This window comes from Mesorhizobium sp. M0698, from assembly GCF_040320455.1.
Classification (GTDB): Bacteria; Pseudomonadota; Alphaproteobacteria; order Rhizobiales; family Rhizobiaceae; genus Mesorhizobium.
Map to the genome: position 1 here is coordinate 288,284 of NZ_JAMYPQ010000002.1, position 23,703 is coordinate 311,986.

Annotated in this window: 23 protein-coding genes; 8 read left to right on the plus strand and 15 right to left on the minus strand. The window is 62.9% G+C overall.

All coding sequences use genetic code 11. The features are described from left to right. Nucleotides 1-4: 4 nt before the first annotated feature. Together NKI16_RS06025 and NKI16_RS06030 are read right to left on the minus strand one after the other, a co-directional pair. The gene (locus NKI16_RS06025) at nt 5-913 is read right to left on the minus strand and encodes a ribokinase (protein ID WP_352588331.1); all 909 of its coding nucleotides are present in this window, start codon (nt 911-913) and stop codon (nt 5-7) included. A gap of 116 nt (nt 914-1,029) precedes the next feature. Beyond that, nucleotides 1,030-1,923, minus strand: coding sequence for a methylated-DNA--[protein]-cysteine S-methyltransferase (locus NKI16_RS06030; RefSeq protein ID WP_352453988.1), 894 nt, complete (start codon nt 1,921-1,923; stop codon nt 1,030-1,032). A 162-nt stretch (nt 1,924-2,085) separates the two neighbouring features. Here NKI16_RS06030 and NKI16_RS06035 point away from each other — a divergent pair, with 162 nt between their 5' ends. Further along, complete coding sequence (locus NKI16_RS06035; RefSeq protein ID WP_352783356.1) at nt 2,086-2,853, plus strand: class I SAM-dependent methyltransferase; 768 nt, start codon at nt 2,086-2,088, stop codon at nt 2,851-2,853. A 9-nt stretch (nt 2,854-2,862) separates the two neighbouring features. Here the strand turns inward: NKI16_RS06035 and NKI16_RS06040 are convergent, their stop codons facing one another. After that, on the minus strand, nt 2,863-3,357 hold the full coding sequence (locus NKI16_RS06040; protein WP_023675281.1) for a DUF2244 domain-containing protein: 495 nt from the start codon (nt 3,355-3,357) through the stop codon (nt 2,863-2,865). Nucleotides 3,358-3,379: 22 nt separating this feature from the next. Between NKI16_RS06040 and nth the strand changes: the two genes are divergently transcribed. Next, entirely contained in the window at nt 3,380-4,201 is an 822-nt protein-coding gene (nth, locus tag NKI16_RS06045; RefSeq protein ID WP_023675282.1) for an endonuclease III, read from the plus strand. Between the two features lie 34 nt (nt 4,202-4,235). Here nth and NKI16_RS06050 read toward each other — a convergent pair whose 3' ends face one another. The 4 genes from NKI16_RS06050 to NKI16_RS06065 form a co-directional block, all read right to left on the minus strand. Further along, the gene (locus tag NKI16_RS06050) at nt 4,236-5,747 is read right to left on the minus strand and encodes a tripartite tricarboxylate transporter permease (protein ID WP_352588322.1); all 1,512 of its coding nucleotides are present in this window, start codon (nt 5,745-5,747) and stop codon (nt 4,236-4,238) included. 9 nt (nt 5,748-5,756) lie between these two features. Beyond that, nucleotides 5,757-6,224, minus strand: a complete 468-nt coding sequence (locus NKI16_RS06055) for a tripartite tricarboxylate transporter TctB family protein (protein ID WP_352568215.1) — start codon at nt 6,222-6,224, stop codon at nt 5,757-5,759. A 79-nt stretch (nt 6,225-6,303) separates the two neighbouring features. Further along, on the minus strand, nt 6,304-7,281 hold the full coding sequence (locus NKI16_RS06060) for a tripartite tricarboxylate transporter substrate-binding protein (protein ID WP_352453992.1): 978 nt from the start codon (nt 7,279-7,281) through the stop codon (nt 6,304-6,306). A 180-nt stretch (nt 7,282-7,461) separates the two neighbouring features. Further along, a complete protein-coding gene (locus tag NKI16_RS06065) occupies nt 7,462-7,923 on the minus strand; it encodes a DUF2214 family protein (protein WP_502897564.1) in 462 nt (153 codons plus the stop codon). 225 nt (nt 7,924-8,148) lie between these two features. Between NKI16_RS06065 and NKI16_RS06070 the strand changes: the two genes are divergently transcribed. The 6 genes from NKI16_RS06070 to NKI16_RS06095 all read left to right on the plus strand — a co-directional run bounded on the left by NKI16_RS06070 (nt 8,149) and on the right by NKI16_RS06095 (nt 14,141). Then, complete coding sequence (locus NKI16_RS06070) at nt 8,149-8,688, plus strand: GNAT family N-acetyltransferase (RefSeq protein ID WP_352576228.1); 540 nt, start codon at nt 8,149-8,151, stop codon at nt 8,686-8,688. A 207-nt stretch (nt 8,689-8,895) separates the two neighbouring features. After that, nucleotides 8,896-9,873, plus strand: a complete 978-nt coding sequence (locus NKI16_RS06075; RefSeq protein WP_352576226.1) for a Bug family tripartite tricarboxylate transporter substrate binding protein — start codon at nt 8,896-8,898, stop codon at nt 9,871-9,873. A gap of 158 nt (nt 9,874-10,031) precedes the next feature. Beyond that, the gene (locus NKI16_RS06080; protein ID WP_352453996.1) at nt 10,032-10,565 is read left to right on the plus strand and encodes a tripartite tricarboxylate transporter TctB family protein; all 534 of its coding nucleotides are present in this window, start codon (nt 10,032-10,034) and stop codon (nt 10,563-10,565) included. 4 nt (nt 10,566-10,569) lie between these two features. Continuing rightward, a complete protein-coding gene (locus NKI16_RS06085) occupies nt 10,570-12,093 on the plus strand; it encodes a tripartite tricarboxylate transporter permease (protein ID WP_352568211.1) in 1,524 nt (507 codons plus the stop codon). 15 nt (nt 12,094-12,108) lie between these two features. Further along, complete coding sequence (locus NKI16_RS06090; RefSeq protein WP_352465929.1) at nt 12,109-13,293, plus strand: CaiB/BaiF CoA transferase family protein; 1,185 nt, start codon at nt 12,109-12,111, stop codon at nt 13,291-13,293. Next, nucleotides 13,290-14,141, plus strand: a complete 852-nt coding sequence (locus NKI16_RS06095) for a citryl-CoA lyase (RefSeq protein ID WP_352465928.1) — start codon at nt 13,290-13,292, stop codon at nt 14,139-14,141. The genes NKI16_RS06090 and NKI16_RS06095 overlap by 4 nt, the downstream gene beginning before the upstream one ends. A 78-nt stretch (nt 14,142-14,219) precedes the next feature. Here the strand turns inward: NKI16_RS06095 and NKI16_RS06100 are convergent, their stop codons facing one another. The 8 genes from NKI16_RS06100 to NKI16_RS06135 all read right to left on the minus strand — a co-directional run bounded on the left by NKI16_RS06100 (nt 14,220) and on the right by NKI16_RS06135 (nt 23,479). Next, a complete protein-coding gene (locus NKI16_RS06100) occupies nt 14,220-14,729 on the minus strand; it encodes an NUDIX hydrolase (RefSeq protein ID WP_352465927.1) in 510 nt (169 codons plus the stop codon). Between the two features lie 130 nt (nt 14,730-14,859). Further along, nucleotides 14,860-15,165, minus strand: a complete 306-nt coding sequence (locus NKI16_RS06105; RefSeq protein ID WP_023675294.1) for a hypothetical protein — start codon at nt 15,163-15,165, stop codon at nt 14,860-14,862. Between the two features lie 121 nt (nt 15,166-15,286). Further along, nucleotides 15,287-15,979 (minus strand): response regulator transcription factor, encoded by a 693-nt coding sequence (locus NKI16_RS06110; protein ID WP_023675295.1) that lies wholly within the window; start codon nt 15,977-15,979, stop codon nt 15,287-15,289. Continuing rightward, nucleotides 15,976-18,717, minus strand: a complete 2,742-nt coding sequence (locus NKI16_RS06115) for a DUF4118 domain-containing protein (protein ID WP_352588308.1) — start codon at nt 18,715-18,717, stop codon at nt 15,976-15,978. Before NKI16_RS06115 ends, NKI16_RS06110 begins: the two co-directional genes overlap by 4 nt. A 53-nt stretch (nt 18,718-18,770) precedes the next feature. Then, nucleotides 18,771-19,340, minus strand: a complete 570-nt coding sequence (kdpC, locus tag NKI16_RS06120) for a potassium-transporting ATPase subunit KdpC (RefSeq protein ID WP_023675296.1) — start codon at nt 19,338-19,340, stop codon at nt 18,771-18,773. Between the two features lie 12 nt (nt 19,341-19,352). Continuing rightward, nucleotides 19,353-21,446, minus strand: a complete 2,094-nt coding sequence (kdpB, locus tag NKI16_RS06125; protein ID WP_352588305.1) for a potassium-transporting ATPase subunit KdpB — start codon at nt 21,444-21,446, stop codon at nt 19,353-19,355. 214 nt (nt 21,447-21,660) lie between these two features. Then, a complete protein-coding gene (gene kdpA / locus NKI16_RS06130; protein WP_352588299.1) occupies nt 21,661-23,364 on the minus strand; it encodes a potassium-transporting ATPase subunit KdpA in 1,704 nt (567 codons plus the stop codon). A 25-nt stretch (nt 23,365-23,389) separates the two neighbouring features. Beyond that, nucleotides 23,390-23,479, minus strand: a complete 90-nt coding sequence (locus NKI16_RS06135) for a K(+)-transporting ATPase subunit F (protein ID WP_023675300.1) — start codon at nt 23,477-23,479, stop codon at nt 23,390-23,392. Nucleotides 23,480-23,703 lie beyond the last annotated feature (224 nt).

Sequence of the window (23,703 nt, forward strand, 5' to 3'; positions counted from 1 at the left end):
GGCTTCAGCCTGTAGATTTCTGCAGGGCGGCATCGACGTCCCTGGCCAGCGGGATGGCCGGCTGTGCACCGGCTTTCAGGCAGGCCAGCGAACCGGCTGCGGCAGCGCGGGCAAGCGCCTGGTCGAGCGGCAGGCCGGCTGCCAGCCCGGCTGCAAAATAGCCGCAGAACGTGTCGCCGGCACCGACCGTGTCGAGCGGGGTGATCTTCAGCGCCGGAACCATCAGGAGATCGTCCGGCGTTGCCGCCAGAACGCCGTCCGAGCCAAGCGTGACGACGATGGTGCGGCCGGTTCTCGCGGCATAGTCGCGCATCCGTGCCGGGCGGTCGCGGCCATTCAACGACAGCGCCTCGCCATAGAGGTCGAACTCGGTTTCGTTGGCGACGAGATAGTCGGCCTTGCCGAGGAAGCCGGCCGCGTCGCCATGGAAAGGTGCGGTGTTGAGCACGGTCATCGCGGCGGCTGTCCTTGCCGCGTCGAGTGCTGCCTCGACGGTCTGCAGCGGGATCTCCAGTTGCAGCAGCACGACGTCGCCGTTTTTTACGAAAGCCTTGGAAAGGTCACCCGGCACGACCGAATCATTGGCGCCCGGCACAACGGCGATCACGTTCTCGCCGTCGGCGCCGACCATGATCAACGCGGTACCGGTCGAGGCAAAGGTCTCGCCGACGCCGGACAGGTCGATCTTGCCGTCGCGCAGCAGCGCGAGAGCGTCGCTGGCGAAGCTGTCCTTGCCGACCGCGCCGACCATGCGCACCTTGGCGCCGGCGCGGGCGGCGGCCAGCGCCTGGTTGGCGCCCTTGCCGCCGGGGGCAGTAGCGAAACCGGAGCCGCGCACGGTCTCGCCGGGACCGGGCAAGCGGTCGACACTGGCGATGAGATCGAGATTGATGGAGCCGATGACGACGATCAAGAAGTGCCTCCCGCTAGCGCATACCACTCTAATTGCGCGGGAAGCTACTCCGTAAGATCGCTGCTTGTCACCCTAGCGGTCCTTGCATCGCTCCAATCGTTCCATTCGTTGGCTATTCAAGAAGAGACCTGTCCCGCCTCCCAGCCGAGGATGGCGCGTTTGCGGGTCAGGCCCCAATGGTAGCCGGTGAGTGCGCCGGACTTGCCGAGAGCCCGGTGGCACGGCACGACGAAGGACATCGGATTGGCACCGACCGCGGCACCGACAGCCCGGCTGGCGCTCGGTGCGCCGATGCGCGCGGCGATCGAGGAATAGGTGCAGGCCTGGCCCATCGGAATACGCAGCAAGGCCTCCCAGACACGGACCTGGAAGTCTGTGCCGATCATGACGACGCGCAGCGGCTGGTCGGCGCGCCACAGCGACGGATCGAAGATGCGCGCGGCATAGGGCGCCGTCGCCGCCATGTCCTCGACATAGGTCGCATTCGGCCAGCGGCTGGACATGTCGGCAAAGGCCGCACGCTCGCCGCCGGGATCGTTGAAGGCGAGGCCGGCAAGGCCGCGGTCCGTCACCATGATCAGCGCGATGCCGAAAGGTGAGATATGATAGCCGTAGCGGATGGTGAGCCCTGCGCCGCGGGTCTTGTAATCGCCCGGCGACATCGCTTCGTGGGTGACGAACAGATCGTGCAGCCGGCCTGGGCCGGACATGCCGAGTTCGAACGAGGTTTCAAGCAGCGGCATGCCGGCATCGAGCAGCTTGCGCGCATGATCGAGGGTGACGGCCTGCAGAAAAGCCTTGGGCGACAGGCCGGCCCAGCGGGTGAACAGCTTCTGCAGCCCGGTCGGCGTCTCGCCGACCTCCTCGGCCAGCACTTCCAACGAAGGCTGGTCGCGATAGTCGAGGCTGATCTTTTCGATGGCACGACGGACGATTTCGTAGTCTCCACCTTCAGGCGTGATGTCTTTCTGAAGGATTGCTGTCGTTTTGAGAGGCATTTGGGCGTTCATGGCAGTATCTCCTTGAGTGCGAATATCGTCCTTCGCGGCGCCGATCACCACCCGAAACTTGCTTTCCCGCAGCATGTACCCAGATAGAGTCGGCTTTGAATGGGAAGGACGGTCGTGGCTGGTGAAAAAGTAAACTTGACCGGGGCAAAGGAGACTTTGCTTTTGACACTTTACGGCAAGGCGCTGGAGAGCCGGCTGCCCAATTCGCTGCTCAGGGACTACTTTGCCGACGAGGCGGTGCGCAACATCGATTATGATTTCTCACGGCTCAAGGTCGACAACAATCTCGGCATCGGTCTAGCAATCAGGGCAAAGACGCTGGACGTCTGCGTTCAGGACTTTCTCGCCCGAAATCCTGACGCCATCGTACTGCATCTCGGGTGTGGGCTCGATACGCGCATATTCCGTATCGACCCGCCAGCCGGCGTGGAATGGTTCGACGTCGACTATCCCGAAGTCATCGATCTCAGGCGCAAGCTCTATCCAGTGCGGGATCACTACCATCTGATCGCTTCGTCGGTCACCGAACCTGGATGGCTGAACAAAGTACCTCGGGATCGCCCGGCCATAGTCGTGGCGGAAGGCCTGACTCCCTACCTGGGTGCCGAGGAGGGGCAGCAACTGTTTTCTCGTTTGGTGGGACATCTTTCGAGCGGCGAACTGGTTTTCGATGCCTATAGTCGCCTGGGACTGAAGATCATTCGCCTCAATTCCTCCTTCCGCGCCACCGGCGCCGAGGTCCACTGGAGCATCGAGAACCCGCATGAATTGGAGCGAGCCGTTCCGAAGCTGCGGTTCGTCGAGGACATCCCTGCCTATAAGCCGGAACATGCCGCTCGCATGCGCTGGTTCGCGAAACTGTTCGTTCGCCTTTGGAAATACATTCCAGCATTGCGCAAGATCGGCAGGCTGTTGCGCTATCGGTTCTGAAACGCTGGCTCAGCGCGCCTTGGCGGCTGCCAGAGCGCGCGAAAATGCGGTGGCAAAACTTTCGCGGTCGGCAGGGTTGAGGAAGCCGCCGATCGAGACGGTTTTTCCTTGCGCCTCGACCGCCATTCTGGTGATGCCGATCTCGGCGTGGCGGGCGATCGAAAAGCGCGCCCAGAACGGATTGAAGCGGTGTGCTTCCGATTTGCCTGACGGGGCAGTCTTGCGGATGTCGAGGCTGGTGCGCGACACCGATACCTCCTCGCGAGCCCGGGCGGCACGATAATTGGCGCGGAAGGCGATGTAGACGGCGATCACGTCGAGGCCGAAGAAGCCGAACACCGGCCAGGCGCCGCGCGACAGAAAAAAAGCTCCGGTCACCAGCCAGCCGAACAGCAGGGCGCCCATCAGGATGGCAAAGCCGGTCTTGCCCAGCGACCGGTGCGGTGTCAGCAGCGCCTGGAAAAATGGCTCGTCGGCCTGAAATGAGGCGTTTGTGTCGCTCATTGGGGAATATTATAGGAAGGCAATGACAAGCCCCAAGCCCAAAAACTCTTCTGCGCTAAAAAAAGACCTGTTGCCCGGCCGCCGCGACGGCTCGAACGTCAAGCCGCGTCCGCGGCCGGCGAGATCGCGGGCGCTTTACAGCGCGGCCGAGGTGCATGAGATTTTCCGGCGCTTTTCCGTTCAGCGGCCGGAACCGAGGGGCGAGCTCGAACATATCAACGCCTTCACGCTGTTGGTGGCGGTGGTGCTTTCGGCTCAGGCGACGGACGCCGGCGTCAACAAGGCGACGCGGGCGCTGTTCAAAATCGCCGACACGCCGCAAAAGATGCTGGCGCTAGGCGAGGCCAAGCTCGGCGACCATATCCGCACCATCGGGCTATGGCGCAACAAGGCCAAGAACGTCATCGCGCTGTCGGAGGCGCTGATCCGCGACCATGGCGGCGAGGTGCCTGAGGATCGCGATCAACTGGTCGAGCTGCCGGGTGTCGGCCGCAAGACCGCCAACGTCGTGCTCAACGTGGCATTCGGCCAGCATACGATGGCGGTCGACACGCACATCTTCCGCATCGGTAACAGGCTCGGCCTGGCGCCGGGCAAGACGCCGGAACAGGTCGAGCAAGGTTTCCTGAAGATCATTCCGGATGAATATATGCGGCACGCGCATCATTGGCTGATCCTGCACGGCCGCTATGTCTGCAAGGCGCGCAAGCCGGATTGCCCGGCCTGCGTCATCGCCGATATCTGCAAGGCCAAGGAAAAGACGACCAGCGTGCCTGCACCGCTGGTCGAGATCGCGCCGCTCGGGCCAGTAGAAGCGGCTACTGAGTCAGTGCCCGGCAAGTGACTCTGAAGTTCCTCGTATGTGGCGCCGTCCACATTCAGGAACTCTCCTCGACGAACACCTCCTCGCGCTTCTTCCTGACCGCGGGGAGAAACACGATGACGAGCACGGCAAGCGCGATGAGGAGCAGGCTGGCGCTGATCGGCCGCGTCACGAAGGTGCTCGGATCGCCGCGCGAGAGGATCATGGCGCGGCGCAGGTTTTCCTCGAGCAGCGGGCCGAGCACGAAGCCGAGCAGCAGCGGCGCAGGTTCGCAGCGCAGCTTGGTCAGGAGGTAGCCAAGCAAGCCGAAGAAGGCGACGGCATAGAGGTCGTAGACGTTGGTGTTGACGCTGTAAACGCCGATCGAGCAGAACGCCATGATGATCGGGAAGAGCACATAGTAGGGGATGGTAAGAAGTTTCACCCAAAGCCCGATCAGCGGCAGGTTCAAGATGATCAGCATCAGATTGCCGATCCACATCGAGGTGATGATACCCCAAAACAGTGCAGGCTGTTCGATGGCGACATTGGGGCCGGGCACGATGCCCTGGATGATCATCGCGCCGATCATCAGCGCCATTACCGGGTTGGCCGGAATGCCGAGCGTCAGCATCGGGATGAAGGAGGTTTGGGCGCCGGCATTGTTGGCCGATTCCGGTCCGGCGACGCCTTCGATGGCGCCCTTGCCGAATTCCCCGGGATTTTTCGAGACACGTTTTTCGACGGTGTAGGAGGCAAAGGCGGCAAGGATCGCGCCGCCTCCCGGCAGGATGCCGAGCGCCGAACCGATGATCGTTCCGCGCACGATGGGAGCCGCCATGCGCCGAAAATCTTCGCGGGTCGGCATAAGGCCGGAGATCTTTCGGATCAGCACGGAACGCTCATGCTCGTTTTCGAGGTTGCGCAGTATCTCGGCGACGCCGAAGACACCGACCGCCACTGCGACGAAATTCAGCCCGTCGGCATATTCGCGGATACCGAGTGTGAAGCGGGGCGTACCGGTGTAGATATCGGTGCCGACAAGTCCCAGCAGCAGGCCGAGCACGACCATAGCCAGCGCCTTGACGATCGAGCCGTGGGCGAGCGCGACGGACGAGACCAGGCCGACGATCATCAGCGAAAAATACTCGGCCGCGCCGAATCTCAGCGCTATCGCCGTCAGCGGTGGGGCAAAGATGGCGACGAGGAAGGTCGACACCGTGCCGGCAAAGAACGAGCCTATCGCCGCGGTCGCCAGGGCTGCTCCGGCGCGGCCGTTCCTGGCCATCTGATAGCCGTCGATTGCGGTGACGGCCGACGAGGATTCGCCGGGCATGTTGATGAGAATGGCGGTGGTCGAGCCGCCATACTGCGCGCCGTAATAGATACCGGCGAGCATGATGAGAGAGGAAACCGGGTCGCCGATCTGGAAGGTGATCGGCAACAGCATGGCGATGGTTGCGGTGGCACCGATGCCGGGCAGAACGCCAATCAGCGTGCCGAGAAGGACGCCGATCAGGCAGAAACCGAGGTTTGCCAAAGATGTGGCTGTCGAAAAGCCGAGTGCGAGGTTGTTGAGGAGTTCCATTTCATCTCCTCACAACGACAGTGGCAACCACGGGCCGAAACGCCGAAACGGCAGGCCGAGTGCGTAGCTGAAGACGACGAATGCGAACAGCGTCAGGCCGGCTGACAGCACGAGTGCAGTCAGCGGCTTCATACGGCCGCTACCGAAAGATGCGATCAGCGCCGTCAGGAAGATCGACGGGATGAAGCCGAGGCCGCGCACCGTCAGGCCGAAGAAGATCGGAGCAGGCAGGATGAACAGCATGCCGCGCCACGCAATGTAACCGATCGGCTCACTCTCGAAGCGCACTGCCTCGACTAGGATGACGGCGCCGAGCAGAATGAGCACGATCGCCAGAACCAGGGGGAAATAGCCCGGCCCCATGCGAAAGGCGGTGCCGATTTCGAGGCCCAGCGACTGCAGCGCGAAAAAGGCGCCAATAAAGATCAACAGCGCGGCGCATATGCCGTTGGTTCTGTCGATTGCGAAAGGTTTCATGGCGTCCTCCCGGCCCGCCTCACGGGCGTGCCGATGCCGGTGTAAAAACGGGGCGCTGGCGGCGCCCCGTTGAAAACCTTTAGTCGGCGTACTGGCCGGCCGCTTCGATGATCGGCTTCCAGCGCGCAATCTCACTTTCCAGCTTGGCCTTGAGCGCGGCCGGCGTGGCATCGGCCTCGGGCGACGGCTTGGTGCCGAGTTCGGCAAATCGGGCGACGACGTTCTGGTCCTTCAGCGCCACCTGCAGAGATTTCGACAGGCGTTCGGTGATCTCGGCCGGCGTGCCCTTGGGTGCATAGATGCCGTGCCAGATGCCGACCTGCACCTGGGGAAGACCGGCCTCTATCGTCGTCGGCACGTCCGGCAGCACGTCTAGCCGTTGCGGCGAGGTTACGGCATAAGCCTTGATCGTGCCGCCCTGGATCTGCTTGGTGGTATTGGTCGTCTGGTCGCACATGATGTCGACCTGGCCGCCGAGAAGATCGGTCATGGCCGGGCCGGTGCCCTTGTAGGGTACGGTGACCAGCGGCGTGCCGATGGCGCTCATAAACAGCATGCCGCACAGATGCGAGGCGGCACCGATCCCGGCATTGGCAACGGTGATGCTGTCCTTGTTGGCCTTGGCGTAGTCGACCAGCCCCTTCAGATCGGTCGGCTCGAGGTCCTTGCGGCCGACGATGGTCATCGGCACCTCGGTGACGAGGCCGACATATTCGAATGCGTTCAGCGTGTCGTAGGCGAGCTTTCTGTAGAGCGTAGCACTTGTCGCCATGCCGATGTGATGGAGGAGCAGCGTGTAGCCGTCAGGCTCGGCATTTGCGACGCGGCCGGCGCCCAGTGTGCCGCCGGCGCCGCCGACATTCTCGACGATGACCTGCTGGCCGAGGTCCTTCGACATGGCTTCCGCGACAAGACGCGTGACGGTGTCAGTAGGGCCGCCGGCCGAAAACGGCACGACAATGGTGATGGTGCGTTCGGGGTAGGTCTGCGCGCCAGCGGCCGGTGGGTAAAGCATGGCGGCCGCAGCGACAGCCAGCGCGGCGACGAATTTTCTCATCGTGATTCCTCCCATGATACGAATTACCAACCGCTGCGTGGAGTTCCTCTCAAAACTGACTGTAGATGGAGCAATAACTAGCGCAACCCGACAAATGACAATCGGGCTCAAACGGCAAACTGCACGTCTATCCGCGCAAATGAGTGGGAAGGCTGGGCCGTGCGATGCCCTTCCTCCAACCTATGCTAGTAGCCATAGCCGCGCGCCATCGCCGCCGCGAACACCGGGATCAAGAGGAAGATGAAGGGCCGCGGTGCGGACATAGGTGCGAACGGACGCTAGCTCCGCCGCAGGCACCTGGAAGCCGGAACTGGCGCTCGCCTGCCTGTTCCAGGACAGGAATCGGACGGTCGGGATAATCGACAACAGGCCGACAATTGCGAAAGCGGCCATCTTTGCCCAGAACATCCAGTTGTAGACGTAGAATTCCCAGCCCTTGAGACCATAGATGACGCGGCCGATGCCGGCGACGATGATCAGCATGGCGATGATGCCGTAGTGGCGATCGATGCCGACAAGCCGCTTCAGCGTCGCGGCGGACAAGTCGCTGCGGATCAGGACGAACTCGGCGCCGATGATGCCTGCCAGCGAAAACACCAGCAGATGATGGAAGATGGCAAGCACAAGGTCGGTGGTGTCCATGCTGTTCCCCTCTGTCGGACGGCAGCGCCGAAACCGAACGCACGTGAACCAATACTGGCGAAAAATAACACTGCTTGGCAGAATTCACATCAGCCTGGAAGATAATCTACACAGCCTTGGCTCTTGTTTTACGCAACGGATTTTGATTCCCAGTCTCATGCATGTCGCTGTCCTAACCGTTGGATGACCTGCATTAGGCACCGGCAACACAACCGAGACATGACCATGGCCAGTCCGCATACAATTGTCGCCCCAGTGATTGAGACCTCTCGCACGGTCCTGCGGCCGCACCGGCTGGACGATTTCGACGCCTATGTCGCAATGTGGGCCGATCCCGTCGTCACCCGTTTTATCGGCGGCAAGCCGCGCACGCGGGAGGAAAGCTGGATGCGTTTCCTGCGCCATGCCGGCCTGTGGTCGCTTCTGGGCTACGGCTTCTGGGCGATCGAGGAAAAGGCGACCGGCCGCTTCATCGGCGAGGCCGGCTTTCACGATCTGAAACGCGACATGACGCCGTCGATCGAGGGCATTCCGGAGGCCGGCTGGGCTCTGGTTTCGGGCGTGCATGGCCAGGGGTTGGCCAGCGAAGTCGTCGCACGGGTGCTTGCCTGGGGCGATGAGGCATTTGCAGCCGCGAAGACCGTCTGCATCATCGATCCGGAAAACACCGGCTCGCTGAACGTCGCGGCAAAATGCGGTTATGGCGAAGTGCTGCGAACCGTCTACCAAGGCAAGCCGACCATCCTGCTGGAGCGGCAACCCTGACGGATGCTGTTTGGCACTGCCTGCCACGTCGTCTTCGGGCGTCCGGTCCGCCAGCCTGAAAATCGCGCAGGCCGATTGTGCCGCATGCGGCGTGTTCTGTCTTTGACAGGAGGACGCAAACTCTGCATGAATTTTATCGAGCGGGTCTGAAGTCAGGCCACGTTTCTGGCAGGCACCGGAGGAGGTGTCGCGATTTGGAGGAATCCCATGCTGAACAGACGCCGATTCTTGATGAGCACCGCGGCAGCAGGTGCTGCCGGACTCGCGCAATCGCATTTTATCCCCGCCTTCGCGCAGGACGCGCCGCAGCTGCAGATTTTCGTGCCGGCGGCGCCAGGCGGCGGCTGGGACCAGACGGCGCGCGCCATGGACCAGGTGCTGCGCAGTGAAAAACTGATCTCCGGCTCGCAGATCACCAATGTCGGCGGCGCCGGCGGTACTGTCGGCCTGCCGCAATTCGTCAATCAGTGGAAGGGCAAGGGCAATGCGCTGATGGTGGCTGGCATGGTCATGGTCGGCGCGATCATCGCCAACAAGGCGGCTAACAACCTTACCGAGGTCACGCCAATCGCCCGCCTTACTGGCGAGTTCGAGGCGCTTGTGGTGCCGGCCGCCTCGCCGTTCAAGACGGCCGCGGACTTTGTCGCTGCTCTCAAGGCTGACCCGACGCAGGTTCCGGTTGCTGGCGGTTCGGCCGGCGGCTCGGACCATATATTGTTCGGCCTCATCGCCAAGACCGTTGGTGTTCCGGCCACCAATCTTTCCTATGTGCCGTTCGCCGGCGGCGGCGAGGCGCTTTCGGCGCTGCTCGGCAACCAGGTCGCGGCCGGCATCTCCGGCTATGGCGAGTTCGCCGAACAGGTCAAGGCGGGTGCGCTGCGGCTGCTGGCCATCTCCGCGGACAAACGCCAGGAGGGGATCGATGCGCCGACGATGAAGGAAGCCGGCATAGATGTCGAGCTGTTCAACTGGCGTGGCGTCTTCGCACCGCCCGGCGTCTCGGACGCCGACAAGGCAGCAATGATCAAGCTGATCGAGACCATGGCCAAGAGCGACGCCTGGGCCACCGAATGCAAGAACCGCAACTGGACGCAGATCCTGCTCACCGGTGACGATTATGCGAAATTCGTCGCAGAAGACACGGCCCGCATCGGGACGATCCTCAAGGACCTCGGCCTAGCGTGATGCTCTCGGCAAGGGGCGGCAGCCTGCGCCAACCCTTGCCGACTTTCGCCAGCCGCATGGACATACGCGGCGCCGGAGGTGAAACTACGCCGAGATCGGCCGAGTGAGACCGGTCCAAGGAGAACCGGCCCGAAGGGACCGACATTGGGAGGACGATGATGAGCACCAGCGACCAGCCGGCGCCGCCGCGCCTTGCAGTGCCCGAACTGCTGATCGGCGTCGGGCTCCTCGCCTGTGCCGGTGCGGTTGCCTGGCAGACGCTGGCAATCCCGGTGTCGCCGCTCTATTCCAAGGTCGGTCCGACCGTCTTTCCCTACATCACCATGACCGGGATGATGATCCTGTCGCTGCTGCTCATCATTGCCGCCTTGCGGGGCGGATGGCAGCCGGAGGACGAAAAGGAGACGCCGACCGACTGGAAGGCGATGGGCATCGTCGCCCTCGGACTGATCGCCAATCTGGTGCTGATCCAGCCGCTCGGCTTTACCGCTGCATCTGTCATCATGTTCGTTCTCATCTGCCACGGTTTCGGCAGCCGGCGTCCGCTGCGTGACGTGCTGCTCGGGCTGATCCTGGCGCTGGCCGCCTATTTCGGCTTTGCCAGGGCGCTTGGCGTCAATATCGGCGCCGGCTTCATCGAAAACCAGCTGAACGCGATCGTCGATTCGGTCGTTGCCATGCTGAGGGGCTGACGCCATGGAAACGCTCGGCCATCTCGCGCACGGATTTTCGGTCGCCTTCTCGCCGATCAATCTCATATGGTGCCTGGTCGGCACCACGCTGGGGACTGCGATCGGCGTGCTGCCCGGCCTCGGGCCGGCACTGACCATCGCGCTGCTGTTGCCGATCACCTATCAGGTGGCGCCGGAGGCGTCCTTCATCCTGTTTGCCGGCATCTACTACGGCGCCATGTATGGCGGCTCGACGACATCGATCCTGCTCAACACGCCTGGCGAAAGCGCCACCATCGTCACCGCGCTGGAAGGCAACCGGATGGCCCGCTCCGGCCGCGGCGGTGCGGCCCTGGCGACCTCGGCGATCGGCTCCTTCGTCGCCGGCACGCTGGGCACCATCGGCGTTGCCTTCCTGGCGCCGATCGTCGTCAAATTCGCGCTGGCCTTCGGCCCGGCCGAATATTTCTCGCTGATGGTGCTGGCCTTCATCACGGTTTCGGCAGTGCTCGGCTCGTCGTCGGTGCGCGGCCTGACCAGCCTGTTCGTCGGCTTCGTCGTCGGCATGATAGGCGTCGACCTGCAGACGGGGCAGCCGCGCTTCACCTTCGGCACGAGCGAATTGCTCGACGGCGTCGACGTCATCGTCGTCGCCGTTGGCCTGTTCGCCGTTGGCGAGACGCTTTACATGGCCTCGCGCCGTTATGCCGGTAAGGACGATATCGTGCCGTTGAAAGGGTCGCTCTATATGACCGCGGCCGAATGGTCGCGCTCGTGGAGGCCATGGCTGCGCGGCGCCCTGATCGGCTTCCCGATAGGCGCCATGCCGGCCGGCGGCGCCGAAATCCCGACCTTCCTGTCCTATGCGATCGAGAAGAAACTCTCCAGACACAAGGAGGAGTTCGGCACCGTCGGCGCCATCGAGGGCGTTGCCGGGCCGGAGGCCGCCAACAATGCATCCGCGGCCGGCGTGCTGGTGCCGATGCTGACGCTCGGCCTGCCGACCTCGGCGACGGCCGCGATCATGCTGTCGGCGTTCCAGAGCTACGGTATCAATCCGGGGCCGCTGCTGCTGACGACACAGGCCGACCTGGTGTGGGGGCTGATCGCCAGCCTGTTCATCGCCAATTTCATCCTCGTCGTCCTCAACCTGCCGCTGATCGGGCTCTGGGTGCGATTGCTGAAGATCCCGGCCCCGCAACTCTATGCCGGCATCCTGGTGTTCGCCACGGTTGGCACTTACGGCATCTCGCAATCGCCGATCGACCTCGTCATCCTCTATCTGCTCGGTGCCGCCGGCTTTCTGATGCGGCGTTTCGATTTCCCGACCGCGCCCGTCATCATCGGCATGATTCTCGGGCCGCTTGCCGAAACGCAGTTCCGCCGCGCGATGACCATCTCCAACGGCGATTGGACGGTGTTCTACAAGCATCCGCTGTCGCTGACGCTGCTGACGCTGGCCTTCATCGGGCTGGTTGGACCGCATATCTGGGCCTACATCGAGCACAGACGCATGCGTGGACCGGAGCACGTGCCGGGCGATGCCTGAGCTGTTCGTGACGTCATGACAGACCTGCTTTCCGGCATCCGCATCCTTGACCTGACCAATGTGCTGGCCGGCCCCTATTGCGCCTACCAGCTGGCGTTGCTCGGGGCCGATGTCATCAAGGTCGAGACGCCGCAAGGCGGTGATCTGGCGCGCCAGCTCGGCGCCTCGCCGGAGCTCAACCGGGCGGGCATGGGCGCTTCGTTCCTGGCGCAGAATGCCGGCAAACGCTCGGTGGCGCTCGATCTCAAGCAGGAGGCCGGCCGCGAACGCTTCCTCGATCTGGTCGCTTCGGCCGACGCGCTGGTCGAGAATTTCCGCCCCGGCGTAATGGACCGGCTGGGGCTTGGCCATGCCAGGCTGAAGGAGGTCCGGCCAAGCCTTGTCTATTGTGCGATATCGGGCTTCGGCCAGACCGGGCCGATGCGCGACAATCCAGCCTACGACCAGATCATCCAGGGTCTTTCCGGGATTATGAGCATCACCGGTACACCGGAAACGGCGCCGCTGCGTGTTGGCTATCCGGTTGCCGATACGCTTGGCGGGCTGGTCGGGGCGTTCGCCATTACCGCCGCATTGGTCAAGCAGAAGACGACAGGCGAGGGCGCGTTCCTCGACGTGTCGATGCTCGAATGCACGCTTTCTGCGCTCGGCTGGCCGGTGTCGAACTATCTGACGGCGGACGTCGAGCCGCAGCCGATGGGCAATGAAAACATGACGGCCGCACCGTCTGGCGCGTTTCGCACCGGCGACGGCTTGCTCAACATCGCAGCCAACAAGCAGGAGCAGTTCATCGCGCTGTGCCGATTGATCGGCCGGCCGGAGCTGGCCTCGGATGTCCGCTTTGCCGAGCGAGAAACGCGCAAGCAGAACCGCATTGCATTGAAAGCGCTGATCGAGGATGCCTTGGCGAGCGGCTCGGCCGCCGCCTGGGAGGAGACGTTCAATCGCGCCGGCGTGCCGGCAGGCCGGGTGCTGACAATCCCGCAGATACTGCAGGAGCAACAGGTGATCGAGCGCGGCATGACGGCGCGCTTCCAGGCTGTGTCCGGAATGGACAAGCCGCTGACCGTGGTGCGCGGCGGCTTCATGGTCGATGGCAAGGCACCTTTGCCGAGCAGGCCGCCGCCCGGGCTGGGCGAGCATATGGACGAGGTTTTTGCCGACCTGCCGCCACGCGCCAAGAAAAGAGCGAAGGCATGAGCGGAACGCAAAACAAGACTGGTCGCGCGCGCGGCGAGGAATGGTGGCAGACCGGCATCATCGAGATGCGCCCCGGCGTCATCCGGCTGCGCGGCTATGAAATCCAGGATCTGATCGGTCGCGTCAGCTTTCCGGCAATGATCTGGCTCATGCTGCGCGGCGAAACGCCAAGCGAGGAGCAGGCGGCGCTGCTTGGCATCGCGCTGGGTGCTGCCGTCGACCATGGGCCGCAGGCGCCGTCGATCGCCATCGCCCGTATGGCGATCACCTGCGGCGTCGGCATCAACAGCGCCATGGCATCAGCCGTCAACGTGCTTGGCGATGTGCATGGCGGCGCCGGCGAACAGGCGCTTTCCTTCTACGGAGACATCGCTGCCGAACTGGACGCCGGCATGCCGCTTGCGGACGCCGTGTCGGCGCGGCTCGATCGTTTCCTTGCTGGGGAAAACGGTTATGTGCCCGGGCTCGGCCATCGTTTCCATCCGGTCGACCCGCGGGCGCCCCGCCTCATCGAGCTAACCCGCGACTTTGCCGCGCGCGGCATCGTCAGCGGGCGCTTCGCCGATATCGCCGAGGCGATCGAGGCCGAGGTGGCGCGGCGCAAGGGCAAAAAAATCCCGCTCAATATCGACGGCGCCACGGCCGTCATCTACGGCGAGCTCGGCTTTCCGCCGCCGCTGACGCGCGGCCTTTTCGTGCTGTCGCGCTCGGTCGGCATCCTCGCACATGCGTGGGAACAGTCGCAGGAAAGCGACCGCAACAAGGGGCCGCTGCCGCGCGAATGGCTGTGGGCCTATACCGGCACGCCGGCGCGGCCTCTGCCCGAGGAAGACGATGGCAGTCAGTGAGGCATCGGTTCAAGAGACGGCGGCGGCGGGCGCTGGAACCAATTCCATCCCGACACAGTCGGGGCAGGCCTCCATCTTCTATTGAGCGGGATCTTTTCCGAACGCCGGACCCTGCTTTTTGGGATTATGCTCCAGCTCGGCAATCCTGATGTTCCTCACCAGCGTCGAAAGATCCGGCTCGTCGATGAGCAACGCCGCGTCGGCTGGTGCCAGCCACGCACGCTGACGCCTCTTGGATTCCTGCCAGTCGGCAAGTTCCTCGGTTACCTCCAGCAAATAGACGACGACGTCGACACGGACGAAGCGGTTCGCCAGCCGCTTCCAGTAGCAATAGGTGCCGGCCGGCTGTTTCAGTGTCTTGCCGAGAACGCCGGCTTCTTCCTGTGCTTCGATGGTGGCCGCCTTGCGGCCGCTCTTGCCCTTCATCGGCCAGCCCTTCGGCACAATAAAGCGCCTTGTCGTTCGCGATGTGACCAGCATCACCTCGACTTCGCCATGCTCGTTCAGCCGAAACGGAATCGCCGCGACCTGGCGAATCCGGTCGCCCTCCCTTGCCTTGCGTACGACCTTCTTCTTGCTGGCTGCCATTCGATAATCCAGTCGAGGCGGTGCCCAAACGGCAAGGGCAGCGTTGCAAAGTCGGCCGCTTTCAATGGGGCGCAAGCGGAGCGGTTTCCACAATATATAAGTCGGCTAAATAAATGGAAAGGGCCGGTCGTCAGCGGCAGGTGCTGACAAAGCCGCTCCCCGACGGCAGCAACTGGCAAGTTGGCCTCATCTGCGGCACCTCCTGCCGTTGCGGTGTTGGGATTTGGCGATCCTGGGCACGGTACTGCTGTTGCTGCTGCTGGTATTGCTGCCGCCGCAGCCTGTTCTCCAACATCTGCAACTGGTCTTGCTGGATCAACACGTTGCGGTCGGCGGGACTGACGACCTGTGCCGATGCAGCAGGATTTACGCCCGACAGCATCGCCGCGGTCAGCATTGCCGACCCTAAAAACGTCAATAGACGAAGCCGTGACATCCATTCATTCCCGCACAAAACCGATCTTTCCTTAATATAGGGCTTTTGTCCGACGACACCATGGCCGCCGCTGATTTGAAGCGGATTGGAAGAGGCATTTCGGCTTCGGATGCTCCTCGCGTCAATCGACTTCGCGCAGCCGGTATCCGACGCCGGTCTCGGTCGTAATATAGCGGGGCTGGTCGGGCGTCTTCTCAATCTTTAGCCTGAGTTGCCGGACATAGACTCTGAGATATTGAACGTCGGTGGAATCGCCCCAGACCTGCTTCAGCAGGAACTGGTGGGTGAGAACCTTGCCGGCGTGCTGCACCAAGGTGCGAAGAATGTCGTATTCCTTCGGCGAGAGCTTTATCTCCTTGTCCTCGACCTTGACGACGCGCTTCACCAGATCGACGGAGAGGTCGCCGGTTTGGAACACCGGTCTCTCACCCTGCTGCTGAAACTTGTGGCGAAGCGCTACGCGGATGCGTGCGACAAGCTCGTTCATACCGAACGGCTTGGTGACATAGTCGTCGGCGCCGAGTTCGAGGGCGGACACGATGCCGGCCTCATCAGTGCGGCTGGAAAGAATAACCACGGGAATGTCCAGGCCATCATCCCGCCATTTGCGCAGCAAATCATGGCCGCTCATGCCGGGGAGGCCGAGATCGAGCAGGACAAGGTCCGGCTTTTCCGTCTCGATGAGTTCAATCGCCGCCCTGGCGTTCGGCGCCTCGCTGATCGCGTAGCCTTGGCTGCCAAGCCCGACGCGAAGCAGTTTCCGGATCGGCGGTTCATCGTCGACCACCAATATCCTGACGTCCAGGCTCGTCATGCCAGATCGTCCATATTTTGATGGCCCGCATCGGGTTCGCCGAGGTTGGGCAGTTCCGCCGGCACCAGTTGCATCCTGATGGTGAAAACCGCCCCCGAGCGGTCGGACCTGTTTGCCGCCGAGAGCGTCCCGCCCATCGCTTCGATGAAGCCGCGGCAAATCGACAGGCCGAGCCCCGTGCCGGCACGCACCTGGTCACCCTTGCGCACACGGTAGAAAGTGTCGAAAACGCGCTCTAGATCCGCTGGCGGAATGCCTGGTCCCTCATCCATGATCTGCAGGATGACGAAGCCGTTGTCGGCCCAGGCTTGCAGGCGGATCGTCGAACCTGGCGGCGCGTATTTTGCAGCATTGTCGAGGAGGTTGAACAGCACCTGTTCGAACAGAACGGGGTCGACCCGCAACATCGGCAGATCCGATGGAATGTCGATCTCGGTCTTATGCTCGCCGACGATTTTGCGGGCCCGATACAGAGCTGAACCGACAATGTCGCCGAGATAGTGAAACGCATAGTTCGGCTCCATCGTGCCGGATTCGATCTTGGTCATATCGAGCAGATTGGCAATGAAGCGGTTAAGCCTCTCCGCTTCATCGAGCACGGTCGACAGCAGTTCCGTCCGGTCCTGCTCGGGAAGTGCGGCCTCGAAGTCCCTGAGTGTTCCGGCCGCGCCCATGATGGCGGCAAGTGGCGTCTTCAAATCGTGGGAAATGGAGGTGAGCAAGGCCGAGCGCAGACGGTCTGCCTCGGCCGCGAGCTTGGCCCGGTCAACATCGGCGACGAGCTGGATGCGCTCGATGGCGACCGCCGCCTGGTCGGCGAGCGCATCGAGCAGACGCTGCTGCTCGGGTGTCAGCAGCGGACCTTGCTTGTCGTTGTCGAGGCCGACAACGCCCACCGCCGTGCGTCCGGTCCGCAAGGGCAGATAGAGGCGCTTTGCTCCGGGCAGCGTGTCGGCGCCGCGCCCGGCGGCGCGGTTATGCTCCCAGGCCCAGCGGGCTGCTGCGATGTCGGCCTCGGCCAGCGTGTCGTCGGGTGGGTAGCCGGCTTTGACCGCAATTGTGCCGTTCTCCGGCAGAAGCAGCACCACGCGCAGCTTCAGCATCGAGGCGATCTGGAAGGCAGTCGCCCAGAGAACGTCATCAAGCGTCCCAGCGCCGGCGAGCTTCTTTGAGAAGAGATAAATATCTTCTGTGGCGCGTGCCCGCGAGCGCGCAGCGACCGCCTGACGCTGCACGCGCGCTGTTAGATTGCTGGCAATGACCGCAACAACCAGGAAGACAGCCAGCGCAACGATGCTCTCCGGATCCTCGATCGTCAGCGTGTAGCGTGGTTCCAGGAAGAAATAGTTGAAGGCAATGGCGCTGATGAGGCAGGCATACAAAGCCGGCCAGAGACCGCCGGTCACCGCCGACGTCAGGACCCCAATGAGAAAGATGATCGCCAGATTGCGGACGTCGAGAAACTGGTCGAGAAGAACGGCGAAGGCGAGCGAGCCAACAACATAGGCCGTGGCCCTGAGATAGGGCCAGATCTCGAACTGCCACTGCTCGTCCGCCGCCTTGACGGTCCTCGACGTCGCCTCGGCGTTGCGTTCGTTTCCCGAAATGACATGGACGCTGATGTCGCCGGCATTGCGGATGAGATCGTAAGTGAGCGAGCCTTCGATCAATTCCCGCCAGCGCGATCGGGTCGGCCTGCCGATCACGATATGGGTGAAGTTGTTCGCCGTCGCATGCCGAACGATGTCTTGCGCGACGTTCTGACCCGGAATGGTCGTCACCTCGGCACCGAGCTGCTCGGCAAGGCGCAGCTGCGTCGCCAGCCGATCCTTGTCCTCCTCGGGCATGGCCGCTGAATGAGGGGTATCGACATGAAGCGCCGTCCAAGGGGCGCGGAGCCGGTCGGCCAACCTCCGCGCATAGCGTACACGGGCCGCCCCGCCCGGACGCGCATCGACGCAGACGAGAACCCTTTCCCCCGCCGCCCAAGGCCCGGGTATCGCGTGGGCCTGCATGTGGGTCAGCAACTGCTCGTCGACCCGCTGGGCAGTGCGGCGGAGCGCCAATTCCCGGAGCGCCGTCAGATTGCCCGGCGAGAAATAGTTCTCGATGGCGCGCTGGGCGGTGCTGGGGATGTAGACCTTGCCTTCCTCAAGCCGCTTGATCAGATCGTCGGGGGTGAGGTCGATGATCTCGATGTCGTCGGCCTGGTCGATTATGGAGTCGGGGACAGTTTCCCGCACCCTGACGCGGGTGATCTGCGCCACGACATCGTTCAGGCTCTCGACGTGCTGGATATTCAGCGTCGTGTAGACATCGATGCCGTGCGTCAGGATTTCCTGGACGTCGAGATAGCGCTTGGGGTGACGGCTGCCGGCGACGTTGGTGTGGGCGAGTTCGTCGACCAGAACTAGGGCCGGGTGCCGGGCGAGGATGGCGTCGAGATTCATCTCCTCAAGGATCCGCCCCTTGTAATCGATCTCAAGGCGAGGAATGACCTCGTAGCCTTCGACCAGCGTCTGGGTTTCCTTGCGGCCGTGCGTCTCGACGATGCCGATCACCACGTCGACCCCGTCGGCCAGCCTGGCGCGGCCCGACATCAGCATCTCGTAGGTCTTGCCGACACCGGGGGCGGCGCCGAGAAATATCCTCAGGCGACCGCGCTCCTCCCGCTCGGCATGCTCGAGCAGCGCGTCGGGAGAGGGCCTGGTTTCGGCGGTGCGGCTGTCGTCTGGCATAAGGGTCAATCATGAACGGCGCCGGCTTCGGTGTCGATCCCGGCGCCGGTCCTTCACTGTTTCATCGCATCGTCCAGCGCAAGGTTGAGGGCCAGCACATTGACCACCGCCTCGCCGATGAATCCCAATTCGCGATCTTCGACATGGCTGTCGACAAGCGATTTGATCCTGGATTCATCGACGCCCCTGGCCTTGGCCACCCTGGCAACCTGAAAATAGGCCGCATCGGGGCTGATATGCGGATCGAGGCCGCTGCCGGACGTGGTGACCAGATTCATCGGTACCGGCTGGCTCGGGTTTTCGGCTCTCAGCTTTTCGGCGTCGCTCTTGATCCTGTCGATGAGCTTCGGGTTGGTCGGGCCGAGATTCGAGCCGCCCGAGGCGGCGGCATTGTAGCCGTCGCCGGCAGCCGACGGGCGGCCATGGAAGTAGCGGTCGCTTTCGAAAGCCTGGCCGATCAGCTCGGAACCGACGAGCTTGCCGTCCTTCTCGATCAGGCTGCCATTGGCCTGGCGCGAAAACAGCGCCTGGGCAATGCCGGTCATGCCGATCGGATAGACCAAACCCGTCAGAATGGTGAAGAAGACGATCATGACGATCGCGGGCCTGATTTGATTGAGCATCGACGTGGTTCCTTAGGCGAGACCGAGAGCGGTGATGGCCATGTCGATCATCTTGATGCCGACGAAGGGCACTACGACGCCGCCAAGGCCATAGACAATGAGATTGCGGCTGAGCAGCGCACCGGCGCCGACCGCGCGGTATTTGACGCCCCTCAGCGACAGCGGGATCAGCGCAATGATGATCAGCGCGTTGAAGATGATGGCCGAGAGGATAGCGCTCTGCGGCGTCGCCAGATGCATGACATTGAGCGCTTGCAGCGGCCCGGCGGTCTGGCCCGGGGCGATGTAGAAGACGGCGAATATTGCCGGGATGATGGCAAAATACTTGGCCACGTCGTTGGCGATGGAGAAGGTGGTCAGCGAGCCACGCGTCATCAGGAGCGCCTTGCCGATTTCGACGATCTCGATCAGCTTGGTCGGATCGCTGTCGAGATCGACCATGTTGCCGGCCTCGCGCGCCGCGACCGTGCCGGTGTTCATGGCAACGCCGACATCGGCCTGCGCAAGGGCCGGCGCATCGTTGGTGCCATCGCCGCACATCGCGACCAGTTTGCCTTTGGCCTGCTCGTCGCGGATCAGCTTCAACTTGTCCTCGGGCGTCGCCTGGGCAAGGAAGTCGTCGACGCCGGCTTCCGCCGCGATCGCCGCCGCGGTCATCGGATTATCGCCGGTGATCATCACCGTGCGGATGCCTATGCGGCGCAATTCGGCAAAGCGTTCTGCGATGCCGCCCTTGACGATGTCCTTCAGATGGACGACGCCGAGCAGGCGCCCGTCGCGCTCTACCGCGAGTGGAGTGCCACCCGATTTGGCGATCTCGTCGGCGATCGCCTGAAGGTCGCGGACGGTGTCGCTGCCGGGGCGCGTACTGCCTGTGGCAACGGTCGAGAGGTTGACGTGGGCAAGTACCGCATCGACTGCGCCCTTGCGGACCGAGGAGCCTTCCAGATCGACACCGCTCATGCGGGTTTGCGCGGTGAAGGGCACGAAAGTCGCATGCAGACTTGCCATGTCGCGGGCGCGGATGGCGTATTTTTCCTTCGCCAGGACGACGATCGAGCGGCCTTCCGGCGTTTCGTCGGCAAGCGAGGCAAGCTGAGCCGCGTCGGCCAGTTCCTGTTCGGTGACGCCCTTGACCGGACGAAATGCCGTCGCCTGACGGTTGCCCAGCGTGATGGTTCCGGTCTTGTCGAGCAGCAGCGTGTCGACATCGCCGGCCGCCTCGACGGCGCGGCCCGACATGGCGAGCACGTTGAAGCGCACCAGGCGGTCCATGCCGGCAATGCCGATAGCCGACAGCAGGGCGCCAATTGTGGTCGGAATCAGGGTAACGAACAGGGCGACCAGCACGGTCACCGAGATATAGCCGCCCGAATACGAGGCGAAGCTCGGGATCGTCGCCGTCGCCAGCACGAAGATCAGCGTCATGCCGACGAGCAGGATGTTGAGCGCGATCTCGTTGGGTGTCTTCTGGCGCTCGGCGCCCTCGACCAGCGAGATCATGCGGTCGAGGAACGTATGACCGGCAGCCGCGGTGATGCGCACGCGGATCCAGTCGGACAAGACCTGCGTGCCGCCGGTCACCGCCGAACGATCGCCTCCGGATTCGCGGATGACCGGTGCGGATTCGCCGGTGATGGCCGCCTCGTTGACCGACGCCACGCCTTCGACCACCTCGCCGTCCGAGGGGATGATGTCGCCGGCTTCGACAAGCACGATGTCGCCGACCTTCAGGCTGGTGCCGGGCACCAGTTTGAACTTGCTGCGGTCGCCACCGTTCAACAGCTTGGCCTGCGTCTCGGTTCGCGCCCGACGCAGCGAGTCAGCTTGCGCCTTGCCGCGGCCTTCGGCCACCGCTTCGGCGAAATTGGCGAAGAGCACGGTGAACCACAGCCAGATGATGATCTGCAGCGTGAAGCCAAGATCGCCGCCGCTGGTAACGAGATCCTTGACGAACAGCACGGTGGTGAGCGCCGAGACGACGGCGACGACAAACATTACCGGGTTTCGCATCAAGGTGCGCGGGTTCAGTTTTCTGAAGGAATCGCCGATAGCGGGCCACAGAATGCGGGTATCCATGATGCTCACGGATTTCGACGGGCTCATTTGGTAGCTCCAGTGTCGATGTTGTTGACCGGTCGATCGTGTGCCGAACGAAGGTGCGGCGGCCCGTAAGCCAGCAGCCAGATCATGATCAAGGCTGCCGCAATAGCGAGGAATGTGGACAGCGTCGGGAAAGGAGGAGGCGTTTTCTCCCCCTCCGGCTCGGGGCGATGCCGGACCTTTTCGAGGCATGATCTCGAACCAGGGCATCGTCGTTTCAGAATGTCTGACCGTGAATCATCGCCAGGTGCTCGACGATCGGTCCGACCGCCAGGGCCGGGAAGAAGGTCAGGCCGCCGACGATCAGGATGACACCGGCCAGCAGCCCGACGAACAGCGGACCGTCGGTCGGGAAGGTGCCGGCGGAGGCAGGGACGGTCTTCTTCGCAACCAGCGAGCCAGCAATCGCCAACGCCGGAATAATGACCAGGAACCGGCCCATCAGCATGCCGATGCCGAGCGTTACGTTGTACCAGGGCGTGTTGCCGCTGAGGCCGCCAAAGGCGGAGCCATTGTTCGCCGCGGCCGAGGTGTAGGCATAGAGAACCTCGGAGAAGCCGTGCGGGCCGGCATTGGCGATGGAAGCAACGCCGGTCGGCAGCACCACCGCGATAGCGGTGAAGATCAGCATTGCAAGCGGCAGGCAGAGCACGGCCAGCATAGCCATCTTGACCTCCTTGGCCTCGATCTTCTTGCCGAGATATTCGGGCGTGCGTCCGACCATCAGCCCGGCGACGAAAACGGCAATGACGATGAACATCAGGATACCGTAGAAGCCGGCGCCGACGCCGCCGACAATGACCTCGCCGAGCTGCATGTTGATGATGGGGATCATGCCGCCGAGTGCGGTGAAGCTGTCATGCATGGCGTTGACCGCGCCGCAGGATGCGGCCGTGGTGATGACGGCAAACAGTGCCGACAGGGCGATGCCGAAGCGGCTCTCCTTGCCCTCCATGTTGCCGCCGTCGACGCCCAGCGCATGGACGAGCGGATTGCCGGCGGCTTCCGCCCAGTAGCAGACGGCAACGCCGGCGATGAACAGCACGCCCATAGCCGACAGAATTGCCCAGCCCTGGCGCTGGTTGCCTACCATGCGGCCGAAGACATTGGTCAACGCCGCGCCGAGGGCGAAGATCGTCACCATCTGGATCAGGTTGGAGATTGCATCGGGATTTTCGAAGGGATGCGCTGCATTGGCGTTGAAGAAACCGCCGCCATTGGTGCCGAGCATCTTGACGGCAACCTGGGAAGCGACCGGCCCGACCGCGATAGTCTGTTGCGCGCCTTCGAGCGTCGTCGCGTTGACGTAGGCAGCGAGCGTCTGCGGCATGCCGAGATAGACATAGACCAGAGTCAACACGATGCAAAAGGGCAAAAGCAGGTAGAGCGTGCCGCGGGTCATATCGACCCAGAAATTGCCGATCGATTTGCCTGAGGCCCTGGCAAAGCCGCGGATCAGTGCGACCGCAATGGCGATCCCGGTCGCCGCCGACAGAAAATTCTGCACGGTCAAGCCGGCCATCTGCACGAGATAGGACATCGTGCTTTCGCCGCCGTAGTTCTGCCAGTTGGTGTTGGTCATGAAGCTGGCGGCGGTGTTGAAGGCCAGCCCAGGTTCGACGGCGGTCATGCCGGCCGGATTGTAAGGCAGGCCGCCTTGCAGCCGTTGCAGCGAATAGAGCACCAGGAAGCCGGCCAGGTTAAAGAACAGCAGGGCCGCCGCATAGGAAGTCCAGTGCTGCTCCTCGCGCTCGCTGGTCCCTGATATGCGGTAGAGCCCGCGCTCGAGCGGGGCCAGAATTGACGACAGGAATGTGCGCTCGCCGCTGAAAACGCGATGCATGTAGCCGCCGAGCGGCTTGGCCAGCAAAACGACGATCCCGCAATAGACGAGGATCTGCAGCCATCCGTTGATTGTCATGGGGTTGGCTCCTTGCCAGTGGAGATCAGAAGCGTTCCGGGCGAACGAGGGCGTATGTCAGGTAGGCGAGAAGAAACAAGGTCACGGCGCCGCCGAGGATATAGTCGAATAGCATGTTACGATCCCCTAAACTTACAGCTTGTCGCAGGCTTTGATGTAGCCGAAGCATAGAGCAAAGAACGCGATTCCAATCGCGACAACAACTATGTCCACCGCGCATTTTCCTTATGTTGTGTTCGTTCTTTTCAACTTGGACAAAACTGCCAAAATCCGCTCACCGCATCATATCGGCGGCCGGATACATCGCTCCTGTGAATATGGATCAAAGTGCCATAAAGG

Excerpts from the sequence above, each read along its gene's own strand:
- NKI16_RS06050 (WP_352588322.1), bottom strand. The coding sequence starts at position 5,747 with ATGGAACTCCTCAACAACCTCGCACTCGGCTTTTCGACAGCCACATCT.
- kdpC (WP_023675296.1), bottom strand. The coding sequence starts at position 19,340 with ATGCTCAATCAAATCAGGCCCGCGATCGTCATGATCGTCTTCTTCACC.
- NKI16_RS06095 (WP_352465928.1), top strand. The coding sequence starts at position 13,290 with ATGAGCGGAACGCAAAACAAGACTGGTCGCGCGCGCGGCGAGGAATGG.
- NKI16_RS06115 (WP_352588308.1), bottom strand. The coding sequence starts at position 18,717 with ATGCCAGACGACAGCCGCACCGCCGAAACCAGGCCCTCTCCCGACGCG.
- NKI16_RS06075 (WP_352576226.1), top strand. The coding sequence starts at position 8,896 with ATGCTGAACAGACGCCGATTCTTGATGAGCACCGCGGCAGCAGGTGCT.
- NKI16_RS06070 (WP_352576228.1), top strand. The coding sequence starts at position 8,149 with ATGGCCAGTCCGCATACAATTGTCGCCCCAGTGATTGAGACCTCTCGC.
- NKI16_RS06105 (WP_023675294.1), bottom strand. The coding sequence starts at position 15,165 with ATGTCACGGCTTCGTCTATTGACGTTTTTAGGGTCGGCAATGCTGACC.
- NKI16_RS06100 (WP_352465927.1), bottom strand. The coding sequence starts at position 14,729 with ATGGCAGCCAGCAAGAAGAAGGTCGTACGCAAGGCAAGGGAGGGCGAC.
- NKI16_RS06080 (WP_352453996.1), top strand. The coding sequence starts at position 10,032 with ATGAGCACCAGCGACCAGCCGGCGCCGCCGCGCCTTGCAGTGCCCGAA.
- NKI16_RS06110 (WP_023675295.1), bottom strand. The coding sequence starts at position 15,979 with ATGACGAGCCTGGACGTCAGGATATTGGTGGTCGACGATGAACCGCCG.
- NKI16_RS06085 (WP_352568211.1), top strand. The coding sequence starts at position 10,570 with ATGGAAACGCTCGGCCATCTCGCGCACGGATTTTCGGTCGCCTTCTCG.
- NKI16_RS06090 (WP_352465929.1), top strand. The coding sequence starts at position 12,109 with ATGACAGACCTGCTTTCCGGCATCCGCATCCTTGACCTGACCAATGTG.
- kdpA (WP_352588299.1), bottom strand. The coding sequence starts at position 23,364 with ATGACAATCAACGGATGGCTGCAGATCCTCGTCTATTGCGGGATCGTC.
- NKI16_RS06040 (WP_023675281.1), bottom strand. The coding sequence starts at position 3,357 with ATGAGCGACACAAACGCCTCATTTCAGGCCGACGAGCCATTTTTCCAG.
- NKI16_RS06030 (WP_352453988.1), bottom strand. The coding sequence starts at position 1,923 with ATGAACGCCCAAATGCCTCTCAAAACGACAGCAATCCTTCAGAAAGAC.
- NKI16_RS06135 (WP_023675300.1), bottom strand. The coding sequence starts at position 23,479 with ATGCTATTCGACTATATCCTCGGCGGCGCCGTGACCTTGTTTCTTCTC.
- NKI16_RS06065 (WP_502897564.1), bottom strand. The coding sequence starts at position 7,923 with ATGGACACCACCGACCTTGTGCTTGCCATCTTCCATCATCTGCTGGTG.
- NKI16_RS06055 (WP_352568215.1), bottom strand. The coding sequence starts at position 6,224 with ATGAAACCTTTCGCAATCGACAGAACCAACGGCATATGCGCCGCGCTG.
- kdpB (WP_352588305.1), bottom strand. The coding sequence starts at position 21,446 with ATGAGCCCGTCGAAATCCGTGAGCATCATGGATACCCGCATTCTGTGG.
- NKI16_RS06060 (WP_352453992.1), bottom strand. The coding sequence starts at position 7,281 with ATGAGAAAATTCGTCGCCGCGCTGGCTGTCGCTGCGGCCGCCATGCTT.
- nth (WP_023675282.1), top strand. The coding sequence starts at position 3,380 with ATGACAAGCCCCAAGCCCAAAAACTCTTCTGCGCTAAAAAAAGACCTG.